22 protein-coding genes are annotated in these 25,927 nt (G+C 70.7%); 10 read left to right on the top strand and 12 right to left on the bottom strand.

Features of this window, described 5'->3' with window-relative positions:
- Positions 1-202 precede the first annotated feature (202 nt).
- Positions 203-2,536 carry a transglycosylase domain-containing protein gene (locus tag ACZ7MG_RS13835; RefSeq protein ID WP_471390294.1) on the bottom strand — a complete coding sequence of 778 codons (2,334 nt, stop codon included), beginning with the start codon at positions 2,534-2,536 and terminating at the stop codon, positions 203-205.
- A gap of 527 nt (positions 2,537-3,063) precedes the next feature.
- On the opposite strand from ACZ7MG_RS13835, the gene wblA reads away from it, so the two are divergent.
- Positions 3,064-3,402, top strand: coding sequence for a transcriptional regulator WblA (wblA, locus tag ACZ7MG_RS13840; protein WP_033524587.1), 339 nt, complete (start codon positions 3,064-3,066; stop codon positions 3,400-3,402).
- 194 nt (positions 3,403-3,596) lie between these two features.
- Here wblA and bagB read toward each other — a convergent pair whose 3' ends face one another.
- Both bagB and bagA read right to left on the bottom strand, forming a co-directional pair.
- Positions 3,597-4,937 (bottom strand): ATPase BagB, encoded by a 1,341-nt coding sequence (bagB, locus tag ACZ7MG_RS13845; protein WP_471390297.1) that lies wholly within the window; start codon positions 4,935-4,937, stop codon positions 3,597-3,599.
- Positions 4,934-5,911, bottom strand: coding sequence for an ATPase BagA (bagA, locus tag ACZ7MG_RS13850; RefSeq protein WP_471390299.1), 978 nt, complete (start codon positions 5,909-5,911; stop codon positions 4,934-4,936). Before bagA ends, bagB begins: the two co-directional genes overlap by 4 nt.
- A gap of 141 nt (positions 5,912-6,052) precedes the next feature.
- Between bagA and ACZ7MG_RS13855 the strand changes: the two genes are divergently transcribed.
- The 4 genes from ACZ7MG_RS13855 (at position 6,053) to ACZ7MG_RS13870 (ending at position 8,566) form a co-directional block, all read left to right on the top strand.
- Complete coding sequence (locus ACZ7MG_RS13855; protein WP_086785308.1) at positions 6,053-6,211, top strand: DUF4177 domain-containing protein; 159 nt, start codon at positions 6,053-6,055, stop codon at positions 6,209-6,211.
- Positions 6,208-6,675 (top strand): RidA family protein, encoded by a 468-nt coding sequence (locus ACZ7MG_RS13860; RefSeq protein ID WP_471390301.1) that lies wholly within the window; start codon positions 6,208-6,210, stop codon positions 6,673-6,675. Before ACZ7MG_RS13855 ends, ACZ7MG_RS13860 begins: the two co-directional genes overlap by 4 nt.
- A 60-nt stretch (positions 6,676-6,735) precedes the next feature.
- On the top strand, positions 6,736-7,605 hold the full coding sequence (locus ACZ7MG_RS13865; RefSeq protein WP_471390304.1) for an NUDIX hydrolase: 870 nt from the start codon (positions 6,736-6,738) through the stop codon (positions 7,603-7,605).
- A 130-nt stretch (positions 7,606-7,735) separates the two neighbouring features.
- Positions 7,736-8,566 carry an MBL fold metallo-hydrolase gene (locus ACZ7MG_RS13870; RefSeq protein WP_471390306.1) on the top strand — a complete coding sequence of 277 codons (831 nt, stop codon included), beginning with the start codon at positions 7,736-7,738 and terminating at the stop codon, positions 8,564-8,566.
- A gap of 140 nt (positions 8,567-8,706) precedes the next feature.
- Here the strand turns inward: ACZ7MG_RS13870 and ACZ7MG_RS13875 are convergent, their stop codons facing one another.
- Positions 8,707-9,534, bottom strand: coding sequence for a nucleotidyltransferase domain-containing protein (locus ACZ7MG_RS13875; protein ID WP_471390309.1), 828 nt, complete (start codon positions 9,532-9,534; stop codon positions 8,707-8,709).
- Between the two features lie 367 nt (positions 9,535-9,901).
- Entirely contained in the window at positions 9,902-10,576 is a 675-nt protein-coding gene (locus ACZ7MG_RS13880; RefSeq protein ID WP_013001822.1) for a Crp/Fnr family transcriptional regulator, read from the bottom strand.
- Positions 10,577-10,902: 326 nt separating this feature from the next.
- Between ACZ7MG_RS13880 and nth the strand changes: the two genes are divergently transcribed.
- From nth to ACZ7MG_RS13895, 3 genes are all read left to right on the top strand, one after another.
- Positions 10,903-11,901 (top strand): endonuclease III, encoded by a 999-nt coding sequence (gene nth, locus ACZ7MG_RS13885; protein WP_471390313.1) that lies wholly within the window; start codon positions 10,903-10,905, stop codon positions 11,899-11,901.
- 295 nt (positions 11,902-12,196) lie between these two features.
- Complete coding sequence (locus ACZ7MG_RS13890; protein ID WP_471390316.1) at positions 12,197-12,958, top strand: NUDIX hydrolase; 762 nt, start codon at positions 12,197-12,199, stop codon at positions 12,956-12,958.
- A 119-nt stretch (positions 12,959-13,077) separates the two neighbouring features.
- Entirely contained in the window at positions 13,078-14,277 is a 1,200-nt protein-coding gene (locus ACZ7MG_RS13895) for a MarP family serine protease (protein ID WP_471390319.1), read from the top strand.
- Between the two features lie 74 nt (positions 14,278-14,351).
- Here ACZ7MG_RS13895 and ACZ7MG_RS13900 read toward each other — a convergent pair whose 3' ends face one another.
- From ACZ7MG_RS13900 to ACZ7MG_RS13925, 6 genes are all read right to left on the bottom strand, one after another.
- Entirely contained in the window at positions 14,352-14,531 is a 180-nt protein-coding gene (locus ACZ7MG_RS13900; RefSeq protein ID WP_336541535.1) for a hypothetical protein, read from the bottom strand.
- Positions 14,532-14,659: 128 nt separating this feature from the next.
- On the bottom strand, positions 14,660-15,622 hold the full coding sequence (locus ACZ7MG_RS13905) for an alpha/beta fold hydrolase (RefSeq protein WP_471390322.1): 963 nt from the start codon (positions 15,620-15,622) through the stop codon (positions 14,660-14,662).
- Positions 15,619-16,098, bottom strand: coding sequence for a phage holin family protein (locus ACZ7MG_RS13910; protein WP_471390324.1), 480 nt, complete (start codon positions 16,096-16,098; stop codon positions 15,619-15,621). The genes ACZ7MG_RS13905 and ACZ7MG_RS13910 overlap by 4 nt, the downstream gene beginning before the upstream one ends.
- Before the next feature lie 51 nt (positions 16,099-16,149).
- Positions 16,150-17,553, bottom strand: coding sequence for a Na+/H+ antiporter NhaA (gene nhaA, locus ACZ7MG_RS13915; protein ID WP_471390327.1), 1,404 nt, complete (start codon positions 17,551-17,553; stop codon positions 16,150-16,152).
- 134 nt (positions 17,554-17,687) lie between these two features.
- On the bottom strand, positions 17,688-19,646 hold the full coding sequence (gene acs, locus ACZ7MG_RS13920) for an acetate--CoA ligase (RefSeq protein ID WP_471390329.1): 1,959 nt from the start codon (positions 19,644-19,646) through the stop codon (positions 17,688-17,690).
- Positions 19,647-19,807: 161 nt separating this feature from the next.
- A complete protein-coding gene (locus tag ACZ7MG_RS13925; RefSeq protein WP_471390331.1) occupies positions 19,808-22,210 on the bottom strand; it encodes a SulP family inorganic anion transporter in 2,403 nt (800 codons plus the stop codon).
- Between the two features lie 219 nt (positions 22,211-22,429).
- Here ACZ7MG_RS13925 and ACZ7MG_RS13930 point away from each other — a divergent pair, with 219 nt between their 5' ends.
- Positions 22,430-23,737: a polysaccharide deacetylase family protein gene (locus ACZ7MG_RS13930; RefSeq protein WP_471390650.1), complete on the top strand. Its 1,308-nt coding sequence runs from the start codon at positions 22,430-22,432 to the stop codon at positions 23,735-23,737.
- Positions 23,738-23,838: 101 nt separating this feature from the next.
- On the opposite strand, the gene ACZ7MG_RS13935 is transcribed toward ACZ7MG_RS13930, so the two are convergent.
- On the bottom strand, positions 23,839-24,819 hold the full coding sequence (locus ACZ7MG_RS13935; RefSeq protein WP_471390334.1) for an ATP-binding protein: 981 nt from the start codon (positions 24,817-24,819) through the stop codon (positions 23,839-23,841).
- A gap of 99 nt (positions 24,820-24,918) precedes the next feature.
- On the opposite strand from ACZ7MG_RS13935, the gene ACZ7MG_RS13940 reads away from it, so the two are divergent.
- Positions 24,919-25,752 carry a Fic family protein gene (locus tag ACZ7MG_RS13940; RefSeq protein WP_471390336.1) on the top strand — a complete coding sequence of 278 codons (834 nt, stop codon included), beginning with the start codon at positions 24,919-24,921 and terminating at the stop codon, positions 25,750-25,752.
- Positions 25,753-25,927 lie beyond the last annotated feature (175 nt).

Here is a 25,927-nt window from a genome sequence, read left to right on the forward strand (position 1 = left end):
GCTGAGCGGCCCGCGCGACCGAACTCCACGCGCCACAGCGGACGCCGCAGCACAGACGCCGCAGCAGACGCCACAGCGGAACGGCGGTGGGGGCGCCCCTTCACAAGGGACCCCCCCACCGCCGTATCCACGCGGATCAGAGACTCATCGGCTCAGGCTCGGACAGCCCACCCGGGGCCGGGCAGCCCCTCAGAGACGCCCGTCACCCGAACCCGCCCCCATTGCCGTTCCCGTTGTTCCCGCCGTTCGTCTGCCCCTGGATCCAGTTCTCCGGGATGCTGAACTCCGGCGTCGGGAACGTGGTGTCGCCGTCGGCGCCGCCGATGAAGCCGTCGTCGTCACCGTTGCCGTTGTCGTCGTCGTTCCCACCGTTCCCGTTCCCGTTCCCGTTTCCGCCACCGTTGCCGTTCCCATTGCCGTTGTCGTCGTCCCCGCGGCCGCGGTCCGGCCGGTCCTCGGGGATGTAGACGCGGTTGAAGTCGGGGTTGGGCTTGCCCTCCAGCGCGCCGGACATCATGTCGCGCCAGATCGGGCCGGGGACCTTGCCGCCGAAGACCTTGTCGTACGGCACACCGCCGATGGTGATGTTGACCATGCGGCGCTTGTGCGCGGGGTCGCCCACCCAGACGGCACCGGCCATGTTCGGGGTGTAGCCCACGAACCAGGCCGCGTAACGGAAGTCGGTCGTACCGGTCTTACCGGCGCTGGGACGGCCGCTGCCGAGGCCGGCCTCCGTGCCCGTACCGTCCTCGACCACGCCCCTGAGCAGGGCGTTGATGGTGTCGGCGGTGTTCTCGGACATGGCGCGCGAGCAGGTCGACTTCGGGACGTCCAGCGACTTCGACGTCTCGCCGACCCGCTGGGTGATGGACTCGATGGCGACCGGGGTGCAGTACATACCGCGCGAGGCGAAGGTCGCGTACGCGTTCGCCATGGTCAGCGGCGACATCTCCTGGGTGCCGAGCGCGATCGACGGGGCCTGGTCGATCTTGCGGCCGTCGGCCCGCTCGACGCCCATCTTCTTCGCCATGTCCGTCACCGGGCAGATGCCGATGTCCGCGATCATCTGGACGAAGTAGGTGTTGACCGACAGTGCGGTCGCCTTCTTCATCGAGTACGGGCCGACCTCGGACTCGTTCTCGTTGGTGAGCTTCGCGGCGGCGCTGCCGGTGCCGTTCCGCCAGGTGGCGCCGTCACAGGCGGAGATCGGGCTCGGGTAGGCCATCTCGTACGGCGCCGAGTACGACTTCGTCGGGGCCATGCCGTCCTCGAGGGCGGCCGCGGCGACGATCGGCTTGAACGTCGAACCGGGCTGGTAGCCCGCGCCGCCGCCCATGGACTCGTCGACCGACAGGTTGATCGTGGTCTCGTTCTTCTTTATGTCGAGACCGTAGGGCCGCGACTGGCCCATGGCGAGGATCTTGCCGGTGCCGGGCTCCACGATGGTGGCGGCCGTGGCGACCTCGTCCTTCTGGTTGACGTGGTCCTTGATGGAGGCCTGGACCGACTTCTGGGCCTTCGGGTCCATCGTTGTCCGGATCGTCAGACCGCCCTGGTTCCAGATCTTGGCCCGAGCCTCCTTGGTCTTGCCGAAGATCGGGTCGTTCAGGAAGACCTCACGGACGTAGTCGCAGAAGAAGCCCGCGTTCTTGACGGCCGTGATGCAACCGTTCTTCGGCTTGCTGATCTTCAGGCTGAGCGGCTTGTCCTTGGCCTTGTCGGCCTCCGTCTGCGAGATGTCACCGACGTCGGCCATGCGCTGCAGCACGATGTTGCGCCGCTCGGTGGCCTCCTGCGGGTCGTTCACCGGGTCGTACCGGCTGGGCGACTGCACGATGCCGGCGAGGAGGGCGGCCTCGTCGACGTCCAGGTCCTTGGCGGACTTGGAGAAGTAGCGCTGGGAGGCGGCCTCGACGCCGTAGGCCTGCTGGCCGAAGAATGTGATGTTCAGATAGTTCTCGAGGATCTTCTTCTTGCCCAGCTCCTCCTCGAGCTGGATCGCCTTCTTCAGCTCGTTGATCTTCCGGCCGAGGGTCTGCTGGGTGGCCTGCTGGACCTTGGTCGGGTCGTCCCCGGCCTCCTCCACGGCGACGTTCTTCACCAGCTGCTGCGTCAGCGTGGACGCGCCCTGGGCGACGCCGCCTTCCTGCGCGTTCCGGTTGAGCGCGCGCAGGACGCCCTTCAGGTCGATCGCGCCGTGCTGGTAGAAGCGGGCGTCCTCGATGGCGATGATCGCCTGCTGCATGTACGGCGAGATCTCCTTGAGATCGACCACCGTACGGTCGCGGCTGTACACCGTGGCGATCGCGTCGCCCTTGCTGTCCAGGATCGTGGTGCGCTGGCTCAGCGGTGGCTGCTTGAGGTTGGCGGGGAGCTCGTCGAACCCCTCGACCGACCCCTTGGCCGCCAGCCCCAGGGCGCCGACCGCGGGGAGCGCGATGCCCGCCATGACGGCACCGGCGAGGACGCTGACACCTAGGAACTTGGCGGCCTGCTGTGTGGGGGACAGGCCACCGCCCGAGCGCTTGTTTGGCATGGGGGCAGCCTAATCCGTAGTCCTGACCGTTCCGAAGGAGCAGGTGGGTCCAGAGGGGTACGGGTGCCGGATCGTGACATCCGGGGCACTTTTGGAGCGCTGTGAGCCCGAAGAACGTGAACGGTTGTCTACGTTCTCATTCGCCGGACACGCGCGCAGGCGTTGGCCTAAGCTGCTCTCAACTGTCACAGCCGTAGGCCCTTGTATCAAGTACGTCCAGCGAGCCCGAATCGTTCTGACGTTCTTCCGATTTTTTTCCGGTGCCGTGTCCGAATCCACCTCGTGTGTCATTCGGTGTCCGTTGTGACGCATGTCAACTGTCCCGTTCTGACGGGATAGTCACGTATGTCCTCAGGTCACTCCCGCGGGTGATCTGCCGCTTACGCATAGTCCGTTCGGGCCATTCAAGATTGGGCCCGAAGGGGGTGTTGCGCTGTGCCCACCTTCCGTAACGTCCTCAACTGGCGGCGGTGAATATGCCGCTGCCGCCGTGGGGGAGCCTCGATTCGGGAGAGGACGGCGCCGGTATGGGCTGGGTAACCGACTGGAGTGCGCAGGCTGCCTGCCGCACTACCGATCCGGATGAACTGTTCGTTCAAGGAGCAGCGCAGAACAGGGCCAAGGCGGTGTGCACCGGATGCCCGGTACGCACGGAGTGCCTGGCGGACGCGTTGGACAACCGCGTCGAGTTCGGCGTGTGGGGAGGAATGACGGAGCGCGAGCGCCGCGCACTGCTGCGCAGGCGACCGACCGTCACGTCGTGGCGCAGGCTGCTGGAGACCGCGCGCACGGAGTACGAGCGTGGCGCGGGCATTCTGCCTCTCGACGATGACGAGATGTACGAGAACTACGCGGCGGTGAGCTGAGGCGAGACCCCTTCCGGGTCACGTCGGTCGAGGGCGCCCTTGAGGTGTCGGCGCGTCGGGCAGGTGTGCCGGCTCTCGGGTGCCCCGAGGCGTGGAGCGGTGGGTCGGTCGAGCGGTCGAGCCCGGCCGGACTTCAGTCAGCAGTCAGCAGTCAGCAGTCCGTCCGGACGTCAGTGAGTCAGTCCGTCCGGACGTCAGGCGTCGTCGGAGGTGGGCAGTTCCGGCCTTATGGCCGCGAGCCGGTCCCCGATGTCCCGCAGACCCGCCAGGTCGTGGACATCACCGGGCAGCGCGGCCACTTCGGCCACGGCCACCTCGGGATGCAGCGCGGTGAAGCGGTCACGCGTGCGCTGCTCGCGGGAGAGCAGCCGCATCCGCTCGGCATGCAGCCTGAGCAGGCCTGCCGTGAGTTGTTCCACCGTTCGGTCCGGGACAGGGGAGCCGTCCTGGGTACCGGTCGGTGCGGGAGATTCTGGACTGTCTGAACTGCCGTACGTGTCGGGAGAGTTACGAACTGCTTTCCCGGCCATCTGATCCACAATGCGGGGCTCGTCAAGATTTTCCGCGGCGGCGAGCGCGCGCTCGGCGGACAGCTGGGCCGCGCCGCTGCCATGGACGCGGTTCAGCACCAGCCCGGCGAGAGGCATGTCCTCCGCCGCCAGCCGCTCCACGAAATACGCGGCCTCACGCAGCGCGTCCCGCTCCGGCGCGGCCACCACCAGGAAGGCAGTGCCGGGCGCCTGGAGCAGCTTGTACGTGGCGTCCGCGCGCGTACGGAAACCGCCGAACATGGAGTCCATGGCGGCCACGAACGTCTGGACGTCCTTCAGCAGTTGACCGCCGAGCAGCTTGCCCAGGGCGCCCGTCATCATCGACATGCCGACGTTCAGGAACTTCATACCGGCCCGCCCGCCGACCTTCGCCGGTGCCAGCAGGACGCGGATCAGCTTGCCGTCGAGGAACGAGCCGAGCCGCTTCGGGGCGTCCAGGAAGTCCAGCGCCGAGCGGGACGGCGGAGTGTCGACGACGATCAGGTCCCACTCGTCCCGGGCCCGCAACTGGCCCAGCTTCTCCATCGCCATGTACTCCTGCGTGCCCGCGAAGCCCGCCGAGAGCGACTGGTAGAAGGGGTTGCTCAGGATCGCGGAGGCCCGGTCGGGATCCGCGTGCGCCTCGACGATCTCGTCGAACGTGCGCTTCATGTCGAGCATCATGGCGTGCAGTTCGCCGTCGCCGTCGATGCCCTTCACCCGGCGCGGGGTGTTGTCCAGCGAGTCGATGCCCATGGACTGGGCGAGCCGCCGGGCCGGGTCGATGGTCAGCACGACCACCTTGCGGCCGCGCTCGGCCGCCCGCACCCCGAGCGCCGCCGCCGTGGTCGTCTTGCCCACGCCACCGGCGCCGCAGCACACCACGATGCGGGTGTCGGGGTCGTCGAGCAGCGGATCGACCGCGAGGAGCCTGGGCGAGCTGATCGCGCGGTGTCCGTCGTGGGAGGGGGCCGAATCGTGCGTGGCGGCCGGGTCCGGAGTCATGAGATCCCTTGCTGACGCAGTTCCGTGGCCAGTTCGTACAAGCCCGCCAGGTCCATTCCCTCGGCGAGCAGCGGCAGTTCGTGCGACGGCAGGCCCAGCTCGCCCAGGACGCCCCGCTGTTCGTGCTCCAGGGTGTACCGCTCGGCGTACTCCTCGGCCTGCGCGAGCAGCGGCCCCACCAGACGCTCCGCGGTGCCGCCGCGCCGCGCGCCGCCCAGCCCCGCCGTGGACAGGGACTTGGCGAGGGCCGTACGCGGCACCGCGCGCGCGTACTCCAACTCGTCGGCGTCCAGCATCTCCGGCCGCACCATGTTGACGATGATCCGCCCCACCGGCAGCTTCGCGGCCCGCAGCTCGGCGATGCCGTCCGCCGTCTCCTGGACGGGCATCTCCTCCAGCAGCGTCACCAGATGCACGGCCGTCTCGGGTGACTTCAGGACGCGCATCACCGCCTGCGCCTGATTGTGTATCGGACCGATCTTCGCGAGGCCCGCCACCTCGTCGTTGACGTTCAGGAACCGGGTGATACGTCCGGTGGGCGGCGCGTCCATCACCACGTAGTCGTACGTGAACCGCCCGCTCTTCTCCTTGCGGCGCACCGCCTCGCAGGCCTTGCCGGTCAGCAGCACGTCCCGCAGCCCCGGCGCGATGGTGGTCGCGAAGTCGATGGCGCCGAGCTTCTTCAGGGCCCGGCCCGCGCTGCCGAGCTTGTAGAACATCTGGAGGTAGTCCAACAGGGCCAGTTCGGGGTCGATGGCCAGCGCGTACACCTCCCCGCCCCCGGGAGCCACCGCGATCTTCCGCTCCTCGTACGGCAGTGCCTCCGCCTCGAAGAGCTGTGCGATGCCCTGTCTGCCCTCGACCTCGACCAGGAGGGTGCGCTTCCCCTCGGTCGCGAGGGCGAGCGCGAGTGCGGCGGCGACCGTGGTCTTTCCGGTCCCGCCCTTGCCGCTGACGACCTGGAGCCTGCTCACGTATTCGAGCCTAACCAGTCGACGCGCGGCATACGCGGGAGGCTGTGGACAACTTGTGTTCTCCCCGCCTGTCGACCCCCACCTGTCCGGCCGTCCGAACCCGTGCCGGACGGCGGCCGGGCAGCGGATAAAGTCGGCCACATGACCAAGTGGGAATACGCAACCGTGCCGCTGCTCGTCCACGCCACGAAGCAGATTCTGGACACCTGGGGCGAGGACGGCTGGGAGCTCGTCCAGGTCGTGCCCGGGCCGAACAACCCCGAGCAGCTGGTGGCCTACCTGAAGCGGCCCAAGCCGTGAGCGCCGTCGAGGCAAAGCTCGCGGAGCTGGGGCTGAGGCTGCCCGAGGTCGTCCCGCCGCTCGCCGCGTACCAGCCGGCCGTCCAGTCCGGTGTGTACGTGTACACCGCCGGACAGCTGCCCATGGTGGACGGCAAGCTCCCCGTCACCGGCAAGGTCGGCGCCGAGGTCACCCCCGAGGAGGCCAAGGAACTCGCCCGCACCTGCGCGCTGAACGCCCTCGCGGCCGTCAAGTCCGTGGCGGGCGACCTGGACCGCGTCGCGCGCGTGGTGAAGGTCGTCGGCTTCGTCGCCTCGGCCTCCGACTTCACGGGCCAGCCCGCCGTGCTGAACGGCGCGAGCGAGCTCCTGGGTGCCGTCTTCGGCGACAAGGGCGTCCACGCGCGCAGCGCGGTCGGAGTGGCGGTCCTGCCGCTGGACGCTCCGGTCGAGGTGGAGCTCCAGGTGGAGCTGACCACCGCCTAGGCCCGCCAAGATCGCGGAGGCTCACTCGAACATCCGCCCGTGACGAGTTAGCCTCCGCCCATGGCAAACGGGCAGTGGTACCCAGCCGAGTGGCCGGACCGCATCCGCGCACTCGCGGCCGGCACGCTGACACCGGTGACCCCCAGGCGGGCCGCCACCGTCATGCTGCTCAAGGACACGGCCGACACCCCGGTCGTGCACATGCTGCGCAGACGCGCCTCCATGGCCTTCGCCGGGGGCGCGTACGCGTATCCCGGCGGCGGCGTCGACCCGCGCGACGACGACCGGCACATCCGCTGGGCGGGCCCCACGCGCGCGTGGTGGGCGTCCCGGCTCGGCGTCGACGAGAACGACGCCCAGGCGATCGTCTGCGCGGCCGTCCGGGAGACGTACGAGGAGGCGGGCGTCCTGCTCGCCGGACCCGGCTCCGACACGGTGGTCGGCGACACCACGGGCGACGACTGGGAGGCGGACCGCGCGGCGGTGGCCGCCCGCGAGCTGTCCTTCGCGGAGTTCCTGGAGCGCAGGCAGCTGGTCCTGCGGTCCGACCTGCTGGGCGCCTGGGCCCGCTGGATCACCCCCGAGTTCGAGTCCCGCCGCTACGACACCTGGTTCTTCGTGGCCGCCCTCCCGCAGGGCCAGCGCACCCGCAACGCCTCCACGGAGGCCGACCGCACGGTGTGGATCCGCCCGAGGGAGGCCGCGGACGGCTACGACAAGGGCGAGCTGCTGATGATGCCGCCCACCATCGCGACCCTGCGCCGCCTCGCCGAGTTCGACACGGCCGCCGACGCGCTCGCCGCGGCCCCGGCCTGCGACCTGACCCCCGTCCTCGCCCAAGCCCGCCTGGAGAACGACGACGTGGTCCTCTCCTGGCCCGGCCACGAGGAGTTCACCAAGCGCATATCGGCCGCCAGGGGCACCGAGTGACGGGCCCCAAGGGGCGCCGGAGGGCCGGGGCCGCACGCCGTCGCGCGCCCCACACCCCGTCACGTGCCCTCCGCGCCGCCCCGCGGCCCTCCGACACTCCTCCCCCCGTCCCGCTGGAAGGCACCTCCGTATGACCGACGCAGCAGCCCTCCCCGGCCAGCCCAGGGGCGGCGTCCTGTCGGGGCCCGCCACCGCGCGCGCGGTCAACGTCCTCGCGCCGAACGCGTCCGTGATGACGCTCGACGGGACCAACACCTGGATCGTGTCCGAGCCGGACTCCGACCTCGCGGTGGTCATCGACCCCGGTCCGCCGGACGACGTCCATCTGCGCAACGTCGTCGCCACGGCGGAGGAGGCCGGCAAGCGGGTCGCCCTGACCCTGCTCACACACGGGCACCCGGACCACGCGGAGGGCGCCGCCCGCTTCGCCGAGCTGACCGGGACGAACGTACGGGCCCTCGACCCGGCGCTGAGGCTCGGCGACGAAGGACTCGGCGCGGGCGACGTGGTCTCGCTCGGCGGCCTGGAACTCCGCGTCGTCCCCACGCCCGGCCACACCGCCGACTCGCTGTGCTTCCACCTCCCGGCCGACCGCGCCGTCCTGACCGGCGACACCGTCCTGGGACGCGGTACGACCGTCGTCGCCCACCCCGACGGGCGCCTCGGTGACTACCTAGACTCCCTCCGTCGCCTCAGGTCCCTCACGGTCGACGACGGTGTGCACACGGTCCTCCCCGGTCACGGCCCCGTCCTGGACGACGCCCAGGGAGCCGTCGAGTTCTACCTCGCCCACCGCGCCCACCGGCTCGCCCAGGTCGAGACGGCCGTCGAGAACGGCCACCGCACCCCCGACCAGGTCGTCGCCCACGTCTACGCCGACGTCGACCGCTCCCTGTGGCCCGCCGCGGAACTCTCGGTACGGGCCCAACTGGAGTACCTGACCGAACACGGCCTGATCTGACGCCCCGATCCCGACCAAGACCCGCTGATCGGCCGCCTCCGGGGCCACGGCAGCCCGAGGGGCCTCACGGGACCTCAGAGGCCTCCCGGCCCCCCAGAGGCCCCTCCTGGGGCCCCTGGGCACCCCCAGGAGTACCTTCCTCAACGATCTCCGGGTCGGGGCGCCTTGACGCCGTGCACGCGCGCGTACTCCTCGGCCAGCCAGGGGGCGAGGTCGTCCAGGTAGGACCGCAGAACGTCGACGTGGGCACCCGCCTCGTACCCGGCCACCGCGGCCGCGCGCATCTGCTCGGCACGCTCGGGGTAGTACTCGCCGAACGCGGCCGCCATCTCGTGGAGATCGCTGGTCCAGCCGTTCCAGCAGGGCATGACCAGGGTGAACCCGGTGCGGACGAGGCGCCGGGAACAGCCGCGGACGAGCGCCCTCAGGGCATCGTCGTCGCCGGTGGCCGCCGCGACCCGCTCGTGCCAGCGCGGGAGGAGCTGCGCGAGGTCGCCGTTCGTCTCGCGCGCGAGGAGGGAGGTCGGCCGATAGTGGGGCAGGTCCTCCGCCAGGTCCTCGCCCAGCAGGGGAGTGCACAGACAGGCCACGAACCAGCCCAGGTCGTACCGCTCCAGTTCGCTGAGCACCTGAGCCCGGCCGACCAGCAGCGTCCCGCTCCCGTCGATCTGCGGGAACTGCTTGTCCAAGGCCTCGTCCAGCCCCCGCGCCGCGGCCCGGTCCGCCTCCGTGGGCTCCTCCTGCAACGCCACCAGCAAATCAAGGTCACTCCGCCCCGGCCGAGCCGTACCCCGGGGAATCGACCCATAGAGGTACGCACTGTGCAGCCGCGCCCCGAACGCGTTCAGAACCCGCTCCCGGGCCGCCCCGACCACCGCCCGGAAGCCCTCATCGACCCGCCCGAGCGCCCCTTCCCGCTCGATGTACCCCTGCCGGTCCAGCCCCCGCGAACGCCCCGATCCAGCCATGTGGCCACTGTGCCGGGAGTGCGGAGCGAGGGCACGCGATTAATGGCGGGGCCAGTCAACCCCGGGGAGGGGCCACGTGCAGGTGGCGGGGCCCATGAATCTGGCGGGGGTCCAGGGGGCGCAGCGCCCCTGGCGGGGTACGGGGCGGAGCCCCGTGAGGGCGCGGCATGACACGAGGCACGCAGGCGGGGTCGAAGGGGCGCGGCCCCTGGGGATGGGAATGGGTAGGGGCGGCGGGGGCGACAACCCAATGGGGCCCGCCCCGAGACCGAGGCGAACCCCATCGACGTACGACCGACCGCAAAGGACCACCAGGGCCGACGAACCGGCCGAAAGACGAACCGGCCGAAAGACGAACCGCCTCGCGTCAGCGCGACCGCTTCGCCAGCCGCTCCACGTCCAGCAGAATCACCGCGCGGGCTTCCAGCCGCAGCCACCCCCGCTGCGCGAAGTCCGCCAGCGCCTTGTTCACGGTCTCCCGCGACGCACCCACCAGCTGGGCCAGCTCCTCCTGCGTGAGGTCGTGCACCACATGGATGCCCTCCTCCGACTGCACACCGAACCGCCGCGAGAGGTCCAGCAGCGCACGGGCGACCCGCCCGGGCACGTCCGAGAACACCAGGTCGGACATCTGGTCGTTGGTCCTGCGCAGCCGCCGCGCGACCGCGCGCAGCAGCGCCGCGGCCACCTCGGGCCGCGCGTTCAGCCACGGCTGGAGGTCGCCGTGGCCGAGGCCGAGCAGCTTGACCTCGGTCAGCGCCGTGGCGGTCGCCGTCCGCGGACCCGGGTCGAACAGCGACAGCTCGCCGATCAGCTCACCGGGACCGAGTACGGCCAGCATGTTCTCGCGGCCGTCGGGCGACGCGCGGTGCAGCTTCACCTTGCCCTCGGTGACCACATAGAGGCGGTCTCCGGGGTCACCCTCGTGGAAGAGAGCGTCACCGCGCGCGAGGGTCACCTCACTCATGGAGGCGCGGAGCTCCGCGGCCTGCTCGTCATCGAGCGCCGCGAAGAGCGGGGCGCGCCGCAGAACGTCGTCCACGAGTTCTCTCCTTGTCGACCTGCTCAGGGGATCTTGCTCCCCGTACTACCAGGGGACCGTGTTCCCCATCTTGCCGGACGGACCAAACAGTGTGATCTGTCACAAGGATGCCGCACACATGTCCCGGGGTAAGCGTCAGGGGTCCAATTGGGGGCCGATCTTCTGGGCCCGGGGCGGTTGTCGGTGCCGGGCTCTAGGCTGGCCGGGTGTCCAAATCGCCGGTGAGAGCACAGGCCGAGGGGGCTGGGCACGTGGTGGTAAGGCGTGATTCCGCTGTGGGCGAACAGCGCCCCACGGGAGCGAACAAAACGGCAAAGGCGACGAAGGTGTCCGATCCATCAACGGCGGAGAACCCCGCCCAGAAGACCACGGCCCCGGCGAAGAAGGCCGCACCGGCGAGAAGGGCTGCCGCACCCCGGAAGGCGGCGGCGAAGAAGCCCGCTCCCGCGCGCACGCCGGCCCCGGCGGACGCGACCGCCACCGCCCCCACGACCGCCACCCGGCCGGCCAAGCCCGCCCGGTCCGCCCAGTCCGCGCGGCCCGCCAAGCCCGAGTCGCACACGGCTCTGGTCCGCCGGGCCCGCCGTATCAACCGCGAACTCGCCGAGGTGTACCCGTACGCCCACCCGGAGCTGGACTTCGAGAACTCGTTCCAGCTGATCGTCGCGACCGTGCTGTCCGCGCAGACGACCGACCTGCGGGTCAACCAGACGACACCGGCGCTCTTCGCGAAGTACCCGACCCCCGAGGACCTGGCCGGGGCCGATCCCGAGGTGGTCGAGGAGATCCTGCGGCCCTGCGGGTTCTTCCGGGCCAAGACGAAGTCGGTGATAGGGCTGTCGAAGGCCCTGGTGGAGAACCACGGCGGCGAGGTCCCCGGCCGTCTCGAAGACCTCGTCAAGCTGCCCGGTGTCGGCCGCAAGACCGCGTTCGTCGTACTGGGCAACGCCTTCGGCCGCCCCGGCATCACGGTGGACACGCACTTCCAGCGGCTCGTACGGCGCTGGAAGTGGACCGAGGCGACCGACCCGGACAAGATCGAGGCGGCCATCGGGGCGCTCTTCCCGAAGAGTGAGTGGACGATGCTGTCGCACCACGTGATCTTCCACGGCCGCCGTATCTGCCACGCCCGGAAACCGGCCTGCGGCGCCTGCCCCATCGCTCCGCTCTGCCCGGCGTTCGGCGAGGGCGAGACCGATCCGGAGAAGGCCCGGAAGCTTCTGAAGTACGAGAAGGGCGGCTTCCCCGGTCAGCGCCTCAACCCGCCGCAGTCCTACCTGGACGCGGGCGGCATCCCGGCCCCGCCCCTGGGAGCCGCCGGATGACGGCCGGCACGACGCGATCCCGCACGACGCGACCCGGAACCACCGGAACCAAGCGGCCCGGCACGATGCAATCCGGAACCACGGCACCCACCGGAACCAAGCGGTCCGGCACGACGCGATCCGGCACGCGGCGGTCCGAAACCAAGCGCCCCGGCACGTACGCCACCGCGCGCGCCCACTCCCGCGCGCACCCGCCCCACCCCGGTGTCCGCCACCCACACGAGGGACGCGGGGCCGGGGCGGAACGATCAGCGGCCCCTCGGGCGTTGGGACCGGAAGAACGACGGGGGTGGCTATGACACGCGCGAGCCGGACGGACGGCGGCCCGGACACGGGCAACGGGCACCACGCGGCACATGATCACGCGGTGCGTCGGCACGCGTGGGACGGGCGGGTCGGCCTGGACAAGACGGGCCTGCCCGGCTGGCTGGACCCGGTGGTGCGCGCCGCCGAGACGGTGGAGCCGCTGCAGCTGAGCCGCTTCCTGCCGCCGGAGAACGGCTCGGGGCGCCAGTCGGCGGTCCTGATCCTGTTCGGCGACGGCACGGACGGCCCCGAGCTGCTGCTCATGGAGCGCGCCGGCTCGCTGAGATCGCACGCGGGCCAGCCGTCGTTCCCCGGCGGCGCCCTCGACCCCGAGGACGGCGACCCGGCGACCGACGGCCCGCTGCGCGCCGCCCTGCGCGAGGCCGAGGAGGAGACCGGTCTCGACCCCGCAGGAGTCCAGCTCTTCGGGGTGCTGCCCAAGCTGTACATCCCGGTCAGCGGCTTCGTCGTGACCCCCGTCCTGGGCTGGTGGCACCGCCCCACCCCGGTCCGGGTCGTCGACCCGAACGAGACGGCGCGCGTCTTCACCGTCCCCGTGGCGGATCTCACGGATCCGGCCAACAGAGCCACCGCCATTCACCCCCGTGGCTACGCAGGCCCGGCATTTCTGGTCGAATCGGCCCTTGTGTGGGGGTTCACGGCCGGAGTGATCGACCGTCTGCTGCACTACGCGGGCTGGGAGCGCCCCTGGGACCGTGAGAAGCAGGTCCCGCTCGACTGGCGCTCATGACAGGGTGTCTGCCGTGCTGCGTCTTTTGGGGCTTGTCGTGTCCTCCCGTCGCCGCGCGGCGGACCGGACCCCCGGCCGGCCTGTAGTGATCGCGAAGTGACGAGGCGAGGCTTGAAGCGGTGAACGTGCTGGACATCCTGTTGCTGGTAGCCGCTGTCTGGTTCGCGATCGTGGGCTACCGACAGGGCTTCGTCGTCGGCATCCTCTCGGTGATCGGCTTCCTCGGCGGCGGTCTCGTCGCGGTCTACGCCCTGCCCGTCATCTGGGACTGGATGACCGACAACTCCGAGGTCAGCACGGCCGCCGCGGTTGTCGCGGTGGTCATCGTGATCGTCTGCGCCTCGGTCGGACAGGCCCTGACCACCCACCTCGGCAACAAACTGCGCCGGTACATCACCTGGTCCCCGGCCCGCGCCCTGGACGCCACCGGCGGCGCCCTCGTCAACGTCGTCGCCATGCTCCTGGTCGCCTGGCTGATCGGTTCCGCACTCGCCGGAACGACTCTGCCGACGCTCGGCAAGGAGGTCCGCAACTCCAAGGTGCTGCAGGGTGTGGCCGGTGCCCTGCCCACCCAGGCGGACACCTGGTTCGCGGACTTCTCCTCGGTCCTCACGCAGAACGGTTTCCCGCAGGTCTTCAGCCCGTTCTCGAACGAGCCGATCACCGAGGTCCAGCCCCCCGACCCGGCGCTGGCGAGCAGCCCGGTGGCCCAGCGCGCCAAGCGGTCCATCGTCAAGGTCATGGGCACCGCCCAGAGTTGCGGCAAGGTCCTCGAAGGCACCGGCTTTGTCTTCGGCGAGCGCAGGGTCATGACCAACGCGCACGTGGTCGGAGGAGTCGACGAACCCACCGTCCAGATCGGCGGCGAGGGCCGCAAGTACGACGCCAAGGTCGTCCTCTACGACTGGGAGCGTGACATCGCCGTACTGGACGTGCCCGGTCTCAAGGCGCCCGCGCTGCAGTTCACGACCAAGGACGCCGTCAGCAGCGACGACGCGATCGTCGCGGGCTTCCCGGAGAACGGCGCGTACGACATCCGCCCCGCGCGCGTGCGCGGTCGCATCACGGCCAACGGCGCCGACATCTACAAGCGCGGCACCGTCCACCGCGACGTCTACTCGCTCTACGCGACCGTCCGCCAGGGCAACTCCGGCGGCCCGCTGCTCACCCCCGAGGGCAAGGTCTACGGCGTGGTCTTCGCGAAGTCCCTCGACGACCCGGCAACGGGCTACGCCCTCACCGCGGACGAGGTCGAGGAGGACATCGCCAAGGGCCGTACGGCCAACCAGCAGGTGGACAGCGACAGCTGCGCGCTCTGAGGCCGGGCGGGGCCGGTGTGATGAGATCCCCGGGCCGGTGTGGCGAGAGACTCGTGCGGGTCGCCCCGTACGGGTCAGGGACGGGGATGGCGCAGCCGGGCCGAGACCCAGCGGGCACGGCGGCGCAGGATGCGCGGAATGCCCAGCCGGGGATCCGCCCCCTGCAGCTGCGGGGCGCCCCTCTGGTGGGAGCTCAGGCCCGCGGCCGAGCGGCGGTTGCGTGCTGCGTCACTGTAGTCGTGCGTCCAGCCCATACCCCGACGTGTGCCCCCGCCCCAAGGTCGATAACCGCCCCCACGCCCCCCAATTGGCCTATGCGCCGGGCAAGTGGCTGTTCGGGGAACAGGTGTTCAAGTCCGGATAGCGGGCGGCCTGGCCGGGCTCACCGGTCGGGCTCGGGGTCCTTCAGCCAGTTGATGAGTTCGGCCGAGAACGCCACCGGGTCCTCCTCGTGCGGGAAGTGTCCTAGACCGTCGAACAGCCGCCAACGGTACGGCGCTTCGACGTACTCCCCGGACCCGGCCGCGCTACGGGTGCGCATCACCGGGTCGAGCGAACCGTGCAGGTGGAGGGTGGGCACCCGGACCGGCCGCTTCATCCGCCGGTTGAACTGGATGCCGTCCGGGCGGGCCATCGACCGCACCATCCACCGGTACGGCTCGATCGAGCAGTGCGCCGTCGACGGGATGCACATCGCCCGCTGGTACGCCTCCACGGCCTCGTCGTCGGGCAGCTTCGGCCCCGACCAGTCCCGGATGAGCCGGCCGACCAGGGCGCCGTCGTCGGCGGTCAGTTGTCGCTCGGGAATCCAGGGCCGCTGGAAGCCCCAGATGTAGGAGCCCGCGGAGGTCTGCTTGACGTCGGAGAGCATCGCCGAGCGCCAGCGCCGCGGGTGCGGCATCGAGGAGACCGCGAGCCGCCGGACCAGCTTGGGGCGCATCACGGCCGCCGTCCACGCCAGATAGCCGCCCAGGTCGTGGCCGACCAGCGCGGCGTCGGGCTCGCCGAGGGACCGTACGACCCCGGTGATGTCGAGGGCCAGGTTCGCGGGGTCGTAACCCCGGGGGGTGCGGTCGCTGCCGCCGACCCCGCGCAGGTCCATCGCCACGGCCCGGAAGCCGGCGTCGGCGAGGGCGACCAGCTGGTGCCGCCACGTCCACCAGAACTGCGGGAAGCCGTGCAGCAGCAGCACCAGCGGCCCGTCGCCCACCTCGGCGATGTGGAAGCGCGCGCCGTTGGCGGCCACGTCCCGGTGGATCAGCTCCTTGGCGCCGGGCACGTCGAGCCGTACGGGAGACGCGGGCTGATTCGAGGGGGCGGCCGGGGTGGTCGCGGGGTCGGTCATGACGTCGAGCGTGCCACAGCCTCGACGGCGTCGTCGGCCGGGGCGGGCCGACGGGGGTGCGGCTTGGCGTTCTGCAGCACGCCCGCCGACTCCTTCATGGACGCGGCGACCTTCTGCGGGCCCTGACCCTTCTTGGCCTTCTTCGAGAAGACCACGCCGATCAGGGTCAGCACGAGGGCGACCACCACGTTCGCCGCGAACGACAGCAGGAAGCAGATCGCCAGGTTCCACTCGCTCCAGGTGCGGATGCCGTACGCCAGGGCGAAGCTCAGCATCGGCAGGGAGAAGATCAGCACCGCGCCGGCCGCGGTGAACGCCCCGCCGCCGATCACGCCGCGCTTGACGTCCTGCCTCAGCTGGGCCTTGGCCAGCGCGATCTCGTCGTGCACCAGCGCGGACATCTCGGCCGTCGCCGAGGCGAACAGCTGGCCGACACTGCGTTCGGCTCCGACCGGGCTGCCGTCGGGTGCGCTCATCGGGGTCTCCCTCATATGCGTTTGTACGGTCCTGTCTGCGGTCCTGTCAGATCATGCCGGACCGTCGTCGCCGTCGCCTGCCCCGCCCGCCACTTCGGCAAGCCTGCGATGCTCGGCGGCCTTGCGTTCGTAGATCTCGGCCATGCGCAGGTGGTACGCCGGGTCGTCCTGCTCGTAGACGTCGGGGATGCCGTCGAGGTCGTCGTCGCGCTCCTCGGCGGCCCACAGGGCCTGGTACTTGGCGTTGCGCAGCTTCAACAGGACGGTCGCCAGGACCGCCGCGACGAGCGACCCGGTGAGGACGGCCGCCTTGACGCTGTCGGTGAGCACCGGGTCGCCCTCGAAGGCGAGTTCGCCGATGAGCAGGGACACGGTGAAGCCGATGCCGGCGAGGGAGGCGACCGCGAAGACGTCCGGCCAGGCGAGGTCCTCGGAGAGCGTGGCCCGGGTGAAACGGGCGGCCAGCCAGGTCCCGCCGAAGATCCCGACCGTCTTGCCGACGACCAGCCCGAGCACCACCCCGAGCGTCTCCGGCTGGGTGAACACCTTTCCCAACACCCCGCCCGACACGGTCACCCCCGCGCTGAACAGGGCGAACAACGGCACGGCGAGACCCGCCGACAGGGGGCGCACGAGATGCTCGATGCGCTCGCCGGGGGAGTGCTCCTCGCCCTCGCGCCGGGTACAGCGCAGCATCAGCCCCATCGCGACACCGGCGACGGTGGCGTGCACGCCGCTGTTGTACATCAGCGCCCAGATCACGAGCGCGAGCGGAACGTACACGTACCACCCGCGCACGCCCTGGCGCAGCAGCAGCCAGAAGACGACGAGGCCGGCGAACGCGCCGCCGAGCGCGGCGAAGTTGAGGTCGTCGGTGAAGAACACCGCGATGATCAGGATCGCGCACAGGTCGTCGACGACGGCGAGGGTGAGCAGAAAGGCCCGCAGCGCGTTCGGCAGGGAGGTGCCGATGACGGCGAGCACGGCCAGCGCGAAGGCGATGTCGGTCGCCGTGGGTACGGCCCATCCGGCCGCGGAGCCGCCGCCGGCGAGGTTGGTGAGTGTGTACACGAGCGCCGGTACGGCCATGCCGCACAGTGCGGCGACCACGGGCAGCGCGGCCGTCCTGGGGTCCTTCAGGTCACCGGCGACCAGCTCGCGCTTGAGTTCGATCCCGGCGACGAAGAAGAACACCGCGAGCAGTCCGTCGGCCGCCCAGTGCGCCACGGACAGGTTCAGGCCGAGCGCTTCCGGGCCGAAGTGGACGTCACTGACGCTCTCGTAGCTGTCGTGCAGCGCGGGAATGTTGACCCAGACCAGCGCGGTGACGGCGGCCAGGAGCAGCAGACAGCCGCCGACGGTCTCCGTGCGCAGCGCGTCCGCCACGAAGGTCCGCTCGGGCAGGGAGAGCCTGCCGAGGACCTTGCGGGTGGGGGTGGTGCGGGACGCGGCCACGGTGGGGACCTCCGGTCGGTGGGCAGCACGGAACACTCGCCGACCAGACTTCCCGGCACACCTGTTCTTTAGCTTAGCTAAAGGGCACCCGGCGCGCCTGTCGCCGGGTGCCCTTCGAGGCCGTACGCGGTGGGTCAGTCCTCGCTGGGCGCCGCCGGCAGCTTGGCCTGGATCAGGTCCATCACCGTGGAGTCGGTGAGCGTGGTGACATCACCGAGCTGACGGTTCTCCGCCACGTCCCGCAGCAGGCGCCGCATGATCTTTCCGGAGCGGGTCTTCGGCAGCTCCTGCACCGGCAGGACCCGCTTCGGCTTGGCGATCGGGCCGAGGGTGGCGCCGACGTGGTTGCGGAGGTCGGCGACGAGGTTCTCGTCCTCGGCGTTGGCCGTGCCGCGCAGGATCACGAACGCCACGATCGCCTGACCGGTGGTCTCGTCGGCCGCGCCGACCACGGCCGCCTCGGCCACGGACGGGTGCGAGACGAGCGCCGACTCCACCTCGGTGGTGGAGATGTTGTGGCCCGACACGAGCATCACGTCGTCGACGCGGCCGAGGAGCCAGATGTCCCCGTCGTCGTCCTTCTTCGCCCCGTCACCGGCGAAGTACTTGCCCTCGAACCGCGACCAGTAGGTGTCGAGGAACCGCTGGTCGTCGCCCCAGATGGTGCGCAGCATCGACGGCCACGGCTCGGTGAGGACGAGATAGCCACCCCCGCCGTTCGGCACCTCGTTCGCCTCGTCGTCGACGACCGTCGCGGAGATGCCCGGCAGCGGTGTCTGCGCGGACCCCGGCTTGGTGGACGTCACACCGGGCAGCGGCGAGATCATCATCGCGCCGGTCTCGGTCTGCCACCAGGTGTCCACGATCGGCGTCGCGTCGCCCCCGATGTGCTTGCGGTACCAGATCCACGCCTCGGGGTTGATCGGCTCACCGACGGACCCGAGCACACGGAGGGAGGACAGGTCGAACTTCGCGGGGATGTCGTCGCCCCACTTCATGAACGTACGGATGGCCGTGGGCGCCGTGTAGAGGATCGTCACCCCGTACTTCTGCACGATCTCCCAGAACCGCCCCTGGTGCGGGGTGTCGGGCGTGCCCTCGTACATGACCTGCGTCGCGCCGTTCGCCAGCGGCCCGTAGACGATGTACGAGTGGCCGGTGACCCAGCCGACGTCGGCCGTGCACCAGTACACGTCCGTCTCCGGCTTGAGGTCGAAGACGGCGTGGTGGGTGTACGACGTCTGTGTGAGGTAGCCGCCGGAGGTGTGCAGGATGCCCTTGGGCTTACCCGTCGTGCCGGACGTGTACAGGATGAACAGCGGGTGCTCGGCCCCGAACGGCTGCGCGGTGTGCGCGGCGCTCTGCCGGTCCACGATCTCGTGCCACCACACGTCACGAGAGTCGTCCCACGCGACGTCCTGGCCGGTGCGGCGGACGACGAGGACATGCTCGACATTGCCCGCCTTCGAGACCGCCTCGTCCACGGCCGGCTTCAGCGCGGACGGCTTGCCGCGGCGGTAGCCGCCGTCGGAGGTGATGACCACCTTCGCGTCGGCGTCCTGGATACGGGTCGCGAGCGCGTCGGCGGAGAAGCCGCCGAACACGACGGAGTGCGCGGCGCCGATCCGGGCGCAGGCGAGCATCGCCACGGCCGTCTCCGGGATCATCGGCATGTACACCGCGACCCGGTCGCCCGCCTGGACGCCCAGCTCCAGCAGGGCGTTCGCGGCCTTGCTCACCTCGTCCTTGAGCTGGGCGTAGGTGAGGGAGCGGCTGTCGCCGGGCTCGCCCTCGAAGTGGATGGCGACCCGGTCGCCGTTCCCGGCCTCGACATGCCGGTCCACGCAGTTGTACGCGACGTTGAGCTCGCCGTCCGCGAACCACTTGGCGAACGGCGGGTTCGACCAGTCCAGCGTCTCGGTCGGCTCCTTGGCCCAGGTCAGCCGCCGGGCCTGAGCCGCCCAGAAGCCGAGCCTGTCAGCCCTGGCCCGCTCGTACGCCTCGGCCGTGACGTTGGCGTTCTCGGCCAGGTCAGCGGGCGGCGCGAAGCGTCGCTCCTCCTTCAAGAGGTTGGCCAGGCTTTCGTTGCTCACGACATCTCCCTTTCCCAGGGTGTCCGTTGTGTCCCAGGCCACAGCTCATCAGACCACGACCCCCGATGACAAGGGCCTTCCTCGGATTGGTTTAGACCTGTGGACGGGTGGCCGCGCGGCCCGGACGCCACCCGTTCCCACGGACCGGGACGGAAATCGGTTCACGCGCGCGTGTCGTGCAGAACCGTCCCGGTCGGGTCGGCGGTGCCGGTCGTACCCGTGGTGCCGGTCGTGCCGGCTGTTCCGGCGACCTGGTCGAAGACTCCGCTCTCGGGCGCTTCCTCCGTGAGCAGATAGACCTGGGCCTCACCGACGTGGAAGTACATCCCGTGCAGTTCGAGCGCCCCCGCGCGCAGGGCCCGGGCGACGGACTCGTGGGCTCTGAGATGCTCCAACTGCTGGATGACATTGGTCAGGCAGAGCTGCTCGATGGCGTCGGCAGGTTCGCGGCCGGCGAGGCGGGCCCAGGGGCGGTTCTTGTCGGTCGCCCGGTCCAGGCTGGGCCTGCCGTGCCGCAGCCAGCGCTTGAGGGGGGTCTGGGCGCCGTGCGGGTCGGCCTTGAGCAGGGCCTGCATCGCACCGCAGCCGGAGTGCCCGCAGACCGTGATGGACCGCACGTTCAGCACCTCCACCGCGTACTCGATCGCCGCCGCCACCGAGTCGTCGCCGCTCTCCTCGCCGGGCAGCGGCACGAGGTTGCCGACATTGCGGACGACGAAGAGGTCCCCGGGCCCGCTGGAAGTGATCATCGATGTGACGAGCCGGGAGTCGGCGCAGGTCAGGAAGAGCTGTGAGGGCTGCTGTCCCTCGCGCGCGAGGCGGGCCAGCTCACCGCGCACCAGTGGGGCGGTGTTGCGCTGGAACGCGCTGATGCCGCGCGCCAGTTGATGGCCGTTCGGTCCCTCGGCCGCCTCCTCCTCCGGTGTGCCCGCGGCCGGGGTGGCCGGGGCCTCGCACTGGTGGTTCCGCCAGGGCGTCCAGGGCCGGCAGCGACAGGCGGCCACCGAGGCACCGGCGGGTTCGGCGATACGGGTGCCGGTGCGGCCGGTGATCTCCACGGCGCCGCCGCGCGCGTGGTGCGCGTGCTGCCAGTCCTGCAGCGACTCGTAGGCCGCGTGGTCCATGAACGACCCGTCCAGCTCCACCACGACGGTGGCCCCCTGGGGGACCTGGTGCAGGGCGCGGCTGAGGCGGGGCACGGCGAGGAACGTCAACTGTCCTCGCACATGGACGTGATGGACGTTTTCTCTCTCCTCATGGGTGATGCGGGTGCGGGTGAGGCGGTGCAGGGCGACGCCGACGGCCACGGCGATGCCGAGCGCGACGCCCTCCAGGACGCCGAGGGCGACGACGCCGAGGGTGGTGACGGCGTAGACCAGCACCTCGCGGTGGCGGGTGACCGTGCGGATGTGGTGCAGGGAGACCATCTGGACCCCGACGGCCATGACCAGGGCGGCGAGTGCGGCGAGGGGGATCAGCTCCAGGCAGGGGACCAGGAGCAGTGCGGCCGCCACGACCCAGACGCCGTGCAGCATCGTGGAGTGCCTGCTGGTGGCGCCGGCGCGGACATTGGCCGTGCTGCGGACGGCGACGCCGGCGATGGGCAGGCCGCCGAGGACGCCGGAGACGACGTTGGCCGCGCCCTGGCCGCGCAGCTCGCGGTCGAGGTCCGAGCGCCGTACGTCGGTCCGCCCGGCCGCCAGCTTGTCCATGGCGACGGCGCCGAGGAGCGACTGCACGCTGCAGACCAGGGTGGTGGTGAGGACGGCGGCGGCCAGGCCGAGCACCGGTCCGTCGGGCACTCCGGCAAGGGCGTGGCTCCGCCAGGACGGCAGGTCGACCTTGGGCAGGCTCAGCGCCGCGAGCGCGGCGGTGGCCGTGGCGCCCGCGACGGCGACCAGGGCGGCCGGGATCGTGCGCAGCTGTCTGCCGAGGCGGCCGGGGAGCCGGGGCCAGGCGAGCAGCAGGACGAGGGTGAGGGCGCTCACGGAGACCGCGGCGGGGTGCAGGTGCGCCAACTGGGCGGGCAGGGCTCCGACGTTGGCGGCGACCGAGCTCTGCGGGGTGCCGCCGAGCACGATGTGGAGCTGGGCGACGGCGATGGTGACGCCGATGCCGGCGAGCATGCCGTGCACGATGGCGGGGCTGACGGCGAGGGCCGAGCGAGCCACGCGCAGGTGGGCCAGGCCCAGTTGGGAGAGGCCGGCGAAGACGGTGATGGCGCAGGTGGTGCGCCAGCCGTACTGGTGGATGAGGTCGGCGGTGACGACGGTGAGACCGGCGGCCGGGCCGCTGACCTGGAGGGGGGAGCCGCCCAGGCGTCCGGCGACGAGACCGCCGACGGCGGCGGCGACGAGGCCGGCCTGGAGCGGGGCGTCGGTGGCGAGGGCGATGCCCAGGGACAGAGGAAGGGCGATCAGGAAGACCGCGATGGAGGCGGACAGGTCGGCGGCCGAGACCCGGAACCGGCGACGCGGTCCCTCCGGGGGACTGTGCGGTTGGTGATCACGCTCCGTCCGGTTCGGGTCCGGGTCGGTGGCGTGGGTGGGGACACAGGCGGACATGTTCTCCCGTCTCCGTTCAGCGGCGGGATTTTCAACACTCAGTAAACGAATCGTAATGCAGAGTAAAGGATGCGCAAGAACATTAGCCGCAAATGGGTTATTAGATCACTCGCAGGAGTGAATGAGGGCATTTCATCGGCTTGTCGTATTAATTGGGGTCGGACCTCTGTGTGACCTTGGCCGCTCTGCCTCCGAGCGAAGGAAGAAGGTGGGCGGATGATGGCCCTCACCCAGAGGATCGCCGCCGGTGTCACGCTCGCCGCGACCTGTGCCGCGGCGCTCGCCGGATGCGGGACCGGTGAACCGACGGGAACCGTCGATTCACCCGGCGGGAGGAAAGCGGAGAAGGAGGGCGGACAGGGCCTGTCGGCCACGAAGGAAGGTGTCCCGGCGCCGCCGAAGACCGCGGTCCGCCTGATCGGCGACGGCTCCACCGCTTACACCGGTGCCCAGCCCCACCTGCCGAGGCCAGAGCGGCTGAAGCCCGGTCAGAAGCCCCCTCAGTTCGTGGTGTTCTCCTGGGACGGCGCGGGGGAGGACGGCCAGCGGCTCTTCTCGCACTTCCGCGAGGTGGCCCGGGACAACGACGCGACCATGACGTACTTCCTCAGCGGTGTGTACATGCTCCCGGAGGAGAAGCGGGACCTCTACCGCCCGCCCCAGCACTCACCGGGCCGTTCGGACATCGGCTTCAACGACGTCCGCGGAATCAAGGACACCGTGGACCAGCTGCGCGGCGCGTGGCTGGAGGGCAACGAGATCGGCACACACTTCAACGGCCACTTCTGCGGCCCCGGCGGCGGGGTCGGCGAATGGTCGGTCGAGGAGTGGAAGAGCGAGATCGCCCAGGCCAAGTCGTTCGTGAAGGCCTGGAAGACCAACACGGGTTCGGGGCGGGCCGAGCCGCTGCCCTTCGACTACGACAAGGAGCTGATCGGCGCCCGCACCCCCTGTCTGGAAGGCCAGAAGAACTTCATGCGGGCCGCCCGCGAACTGGGCTTCCGCTACGACACCAGCGGCGTCAGGCGCCAGGTCTGGCCCGAGAAGGACGACGGACTGTGGGACCTGTCGATGCAGCTGGTCCCCGTTCCCGGGCGGGACTTCGAGACGCTGACCATGGACTACAACTTCTATGTGAACCAGTCCGGCGCCCGGGCGGGGGCCGAGGGCAGGCGGGAGCACTGGGGCGACCAGTTCCGTGACGGCCTGCTCGCGGGCTTCGAGCGCGCCTACGAGGGCAACCGCGCGCCCCTGATCATCGGCAACCACTTCGAGTCCTGGAACGGCGGCGTCTACATGCGTGCCGTCGAGGAGACCATCGAGGCGGTCTGCGGCAAGGCCGAGGTGCGCTGCGTCTCCTTCCGCCAGCTCGCCGACTGGCTCGACGCCCAGGACCCGAAGGTCCTGGACAGGCTGCGCACTCTCGGGGTCGGTCAGGCGCCGAAGAAGGGGTGGAAGACCTTCCTGTCCGCCGGACCGGCACCGGCTCCGAAGGGGGTGCCCGGGGCTCCGGCGGCCAAGCCGTAGCCACGCTCGCGCCGTGACCGCAGCCGCACGCCGTGACCGCAGCCGCACGCCGCGCCGCAGTCGCACGCGCGCCGTGGTCGCCCTCGGCGCCGTGGCCGCACTCACACGGCTGCGGCGACCTCTTCGCCGAGCACGAACTCGGGGTCGATCTGGGAGGCCAGGTCGGCCCCGGTCCGTTCGTTGCCCCAACTGGTGGCGTTCTTCAGGTGGAAGTGCTCCATCTGACGTGTGTAGCGCTCCCAGTCGCGCAGCTCGTACCGGGCGTCGGCGGCGTCGTGCAGGGTCCGCAGAGACCGGTGGTTGGCCTCCTCCAGGTGCTCGAAACGCGGCGGTCGGCCCTTCTCCAGGGCGCGCACCCAGTCCGAGTGCCCGAAGGCGACCAGCAGGTCGTCCCCGACCTCGGCGTGCAGGAAGTCGAGATCGTCCTGGCCGTGCACCTTGTTGCCCACGACCTTCAGGGCGACACCGAAGTCGGCGGCGTACTCCTTGTACTGGCGGTAGACGGAGATCCCCCTCCGGGTCGGCTCGGCGACGAGGAACGTCATGTCGAAGCGGGTGAACATGCCGGAGGCGAAGGAGTCCGAACCGGCCGTCATGTCGACCACCACGTACTCGTCGCGGCCGTCCACCAGGTGGTTCAGATACAGCTCCACCGCTCCCGTCTTGGAGTGGTAGCAGGCGACCCCCAGGTCGGCGTCGGTGAAGGGGCCGGTGACCATCAAACGAACGGCCCCGCCGTCGAGTTCCACCGGGCGGGCGCAGGCGTCGTAGATCGCGTTGGGCTCGCAGATCCGCACCAGGCGCGAACCGTCGCCGGGCGGGGTGGTCTTGATCATCGTCTCGGCGGAGGTGATCCGCGGGTTGGAGCCGCGCAGATGGTTCTTGATGAGCGCCAGCCGGTCGCCCATCGCGGGCAGTTCGGCGGCCTCCGTCTCGTCCAGGCCGAGAGCGGCGCCCAGATGCTGGTTGATGTCGGCGTCGATGGCGACGACCGGCGCTCCGGAGGCGGCGAGATGGCGGATGAACAGCGAGGACAGCGTGGTCTTGCCACTCCCGCCCTTCCCGACGAAAGCAATTTTCATGTTCACTAACGGTAGTGGGGCGAGCGCCAAGGGTGTTCACGGGTGGCGGAAGACCACTCCTTCGAGGGGGAGGGGGCCGGTGCGCGTAGGGTCGTACTCATGAGTACGACAGGTGCGGCCGCCGATCCGCTCGCGGCCCTGGGAGAGCTTCCCGGTGTGGCCGAGTCCGTGGAGTCCGTGCGCAAGTCCGTGGACCGGGTCTACGGCCACCGCGTCATGCGGCGCCGCAGCAACGCGGTCACCTCCGAGGCGGCCCTGCGGGGCGCGCGCGGCTCGGCGGCGCTCTCCGGCGCCGACTGGGCCCTCGAAGAGGTGCGGCGCCGCAGCGACTTCAGCGGCCAGGACGGCGACGACGAGGCCCGTGCCATGGGGGCCGCGCTGCGGCTGACCGCCGAGGCAGGCCAGTTGCTGTCGATCTGGCGGCAGTCGCCCCTGCGGGTGCTGGCCCGGCTGCATCTGGTGGCGGCCGGTAGCGACGACGCGCGCGTGGGACGTCCGCGACAGGACGGCGAGCCCGTCGACGAGCCCCTCGTCGAGCTGCCACTGCCCGGCGCCGCCGAGGTCGCCGGCCGGCTCGACGGCCTCTCCGAGCTGATCATCAAGGGCAGTTCGGCCCCCGCCCTGGTGACCGCCGCCGTCGTCCACGGCGAGCTGCTCGCCCTGCGGCCCTTCGGCTTCCACAACGGCCTCGTCGCGCGCGCGGCCGAGCGGATCGTCCTGATCGGCAGCGGTCTCGACCCCAAGTCGGTCTGCCCGGCGGAGGTCGGCCACGCGGAGCTGGGCCGCGCCGCCTATGTGGCTGCCCTCGACGGCTATGTCTCCGGCACCCCGGAGGGCATGGCCGCCTGGATCGCCCACTGCGGCAGGGCGATCGAGCTGGGTGCGCGCGAGTCGACGGCGGTGTGCGAGGCGCTGCAGCGCGGGGCGGCGTAAAACCTGGGAAGTCGCCGAGCCGGGCGACGGAGAACCCCCGGAAAAGGGTTGCGGCGGTACGAGAATTCGTACCGCCGCTGGCATGTCCACCCGGTTACCAAGCGTCCTCGATATATGCCCATCAGGCCGGGAACTATGGCCCGTGACCTGGTGCGGCTGGCCCGTAATCGACGGG

It is taken from the genome of Streptomyces sp. NPDC107538, from assembly GCF_055657445.1.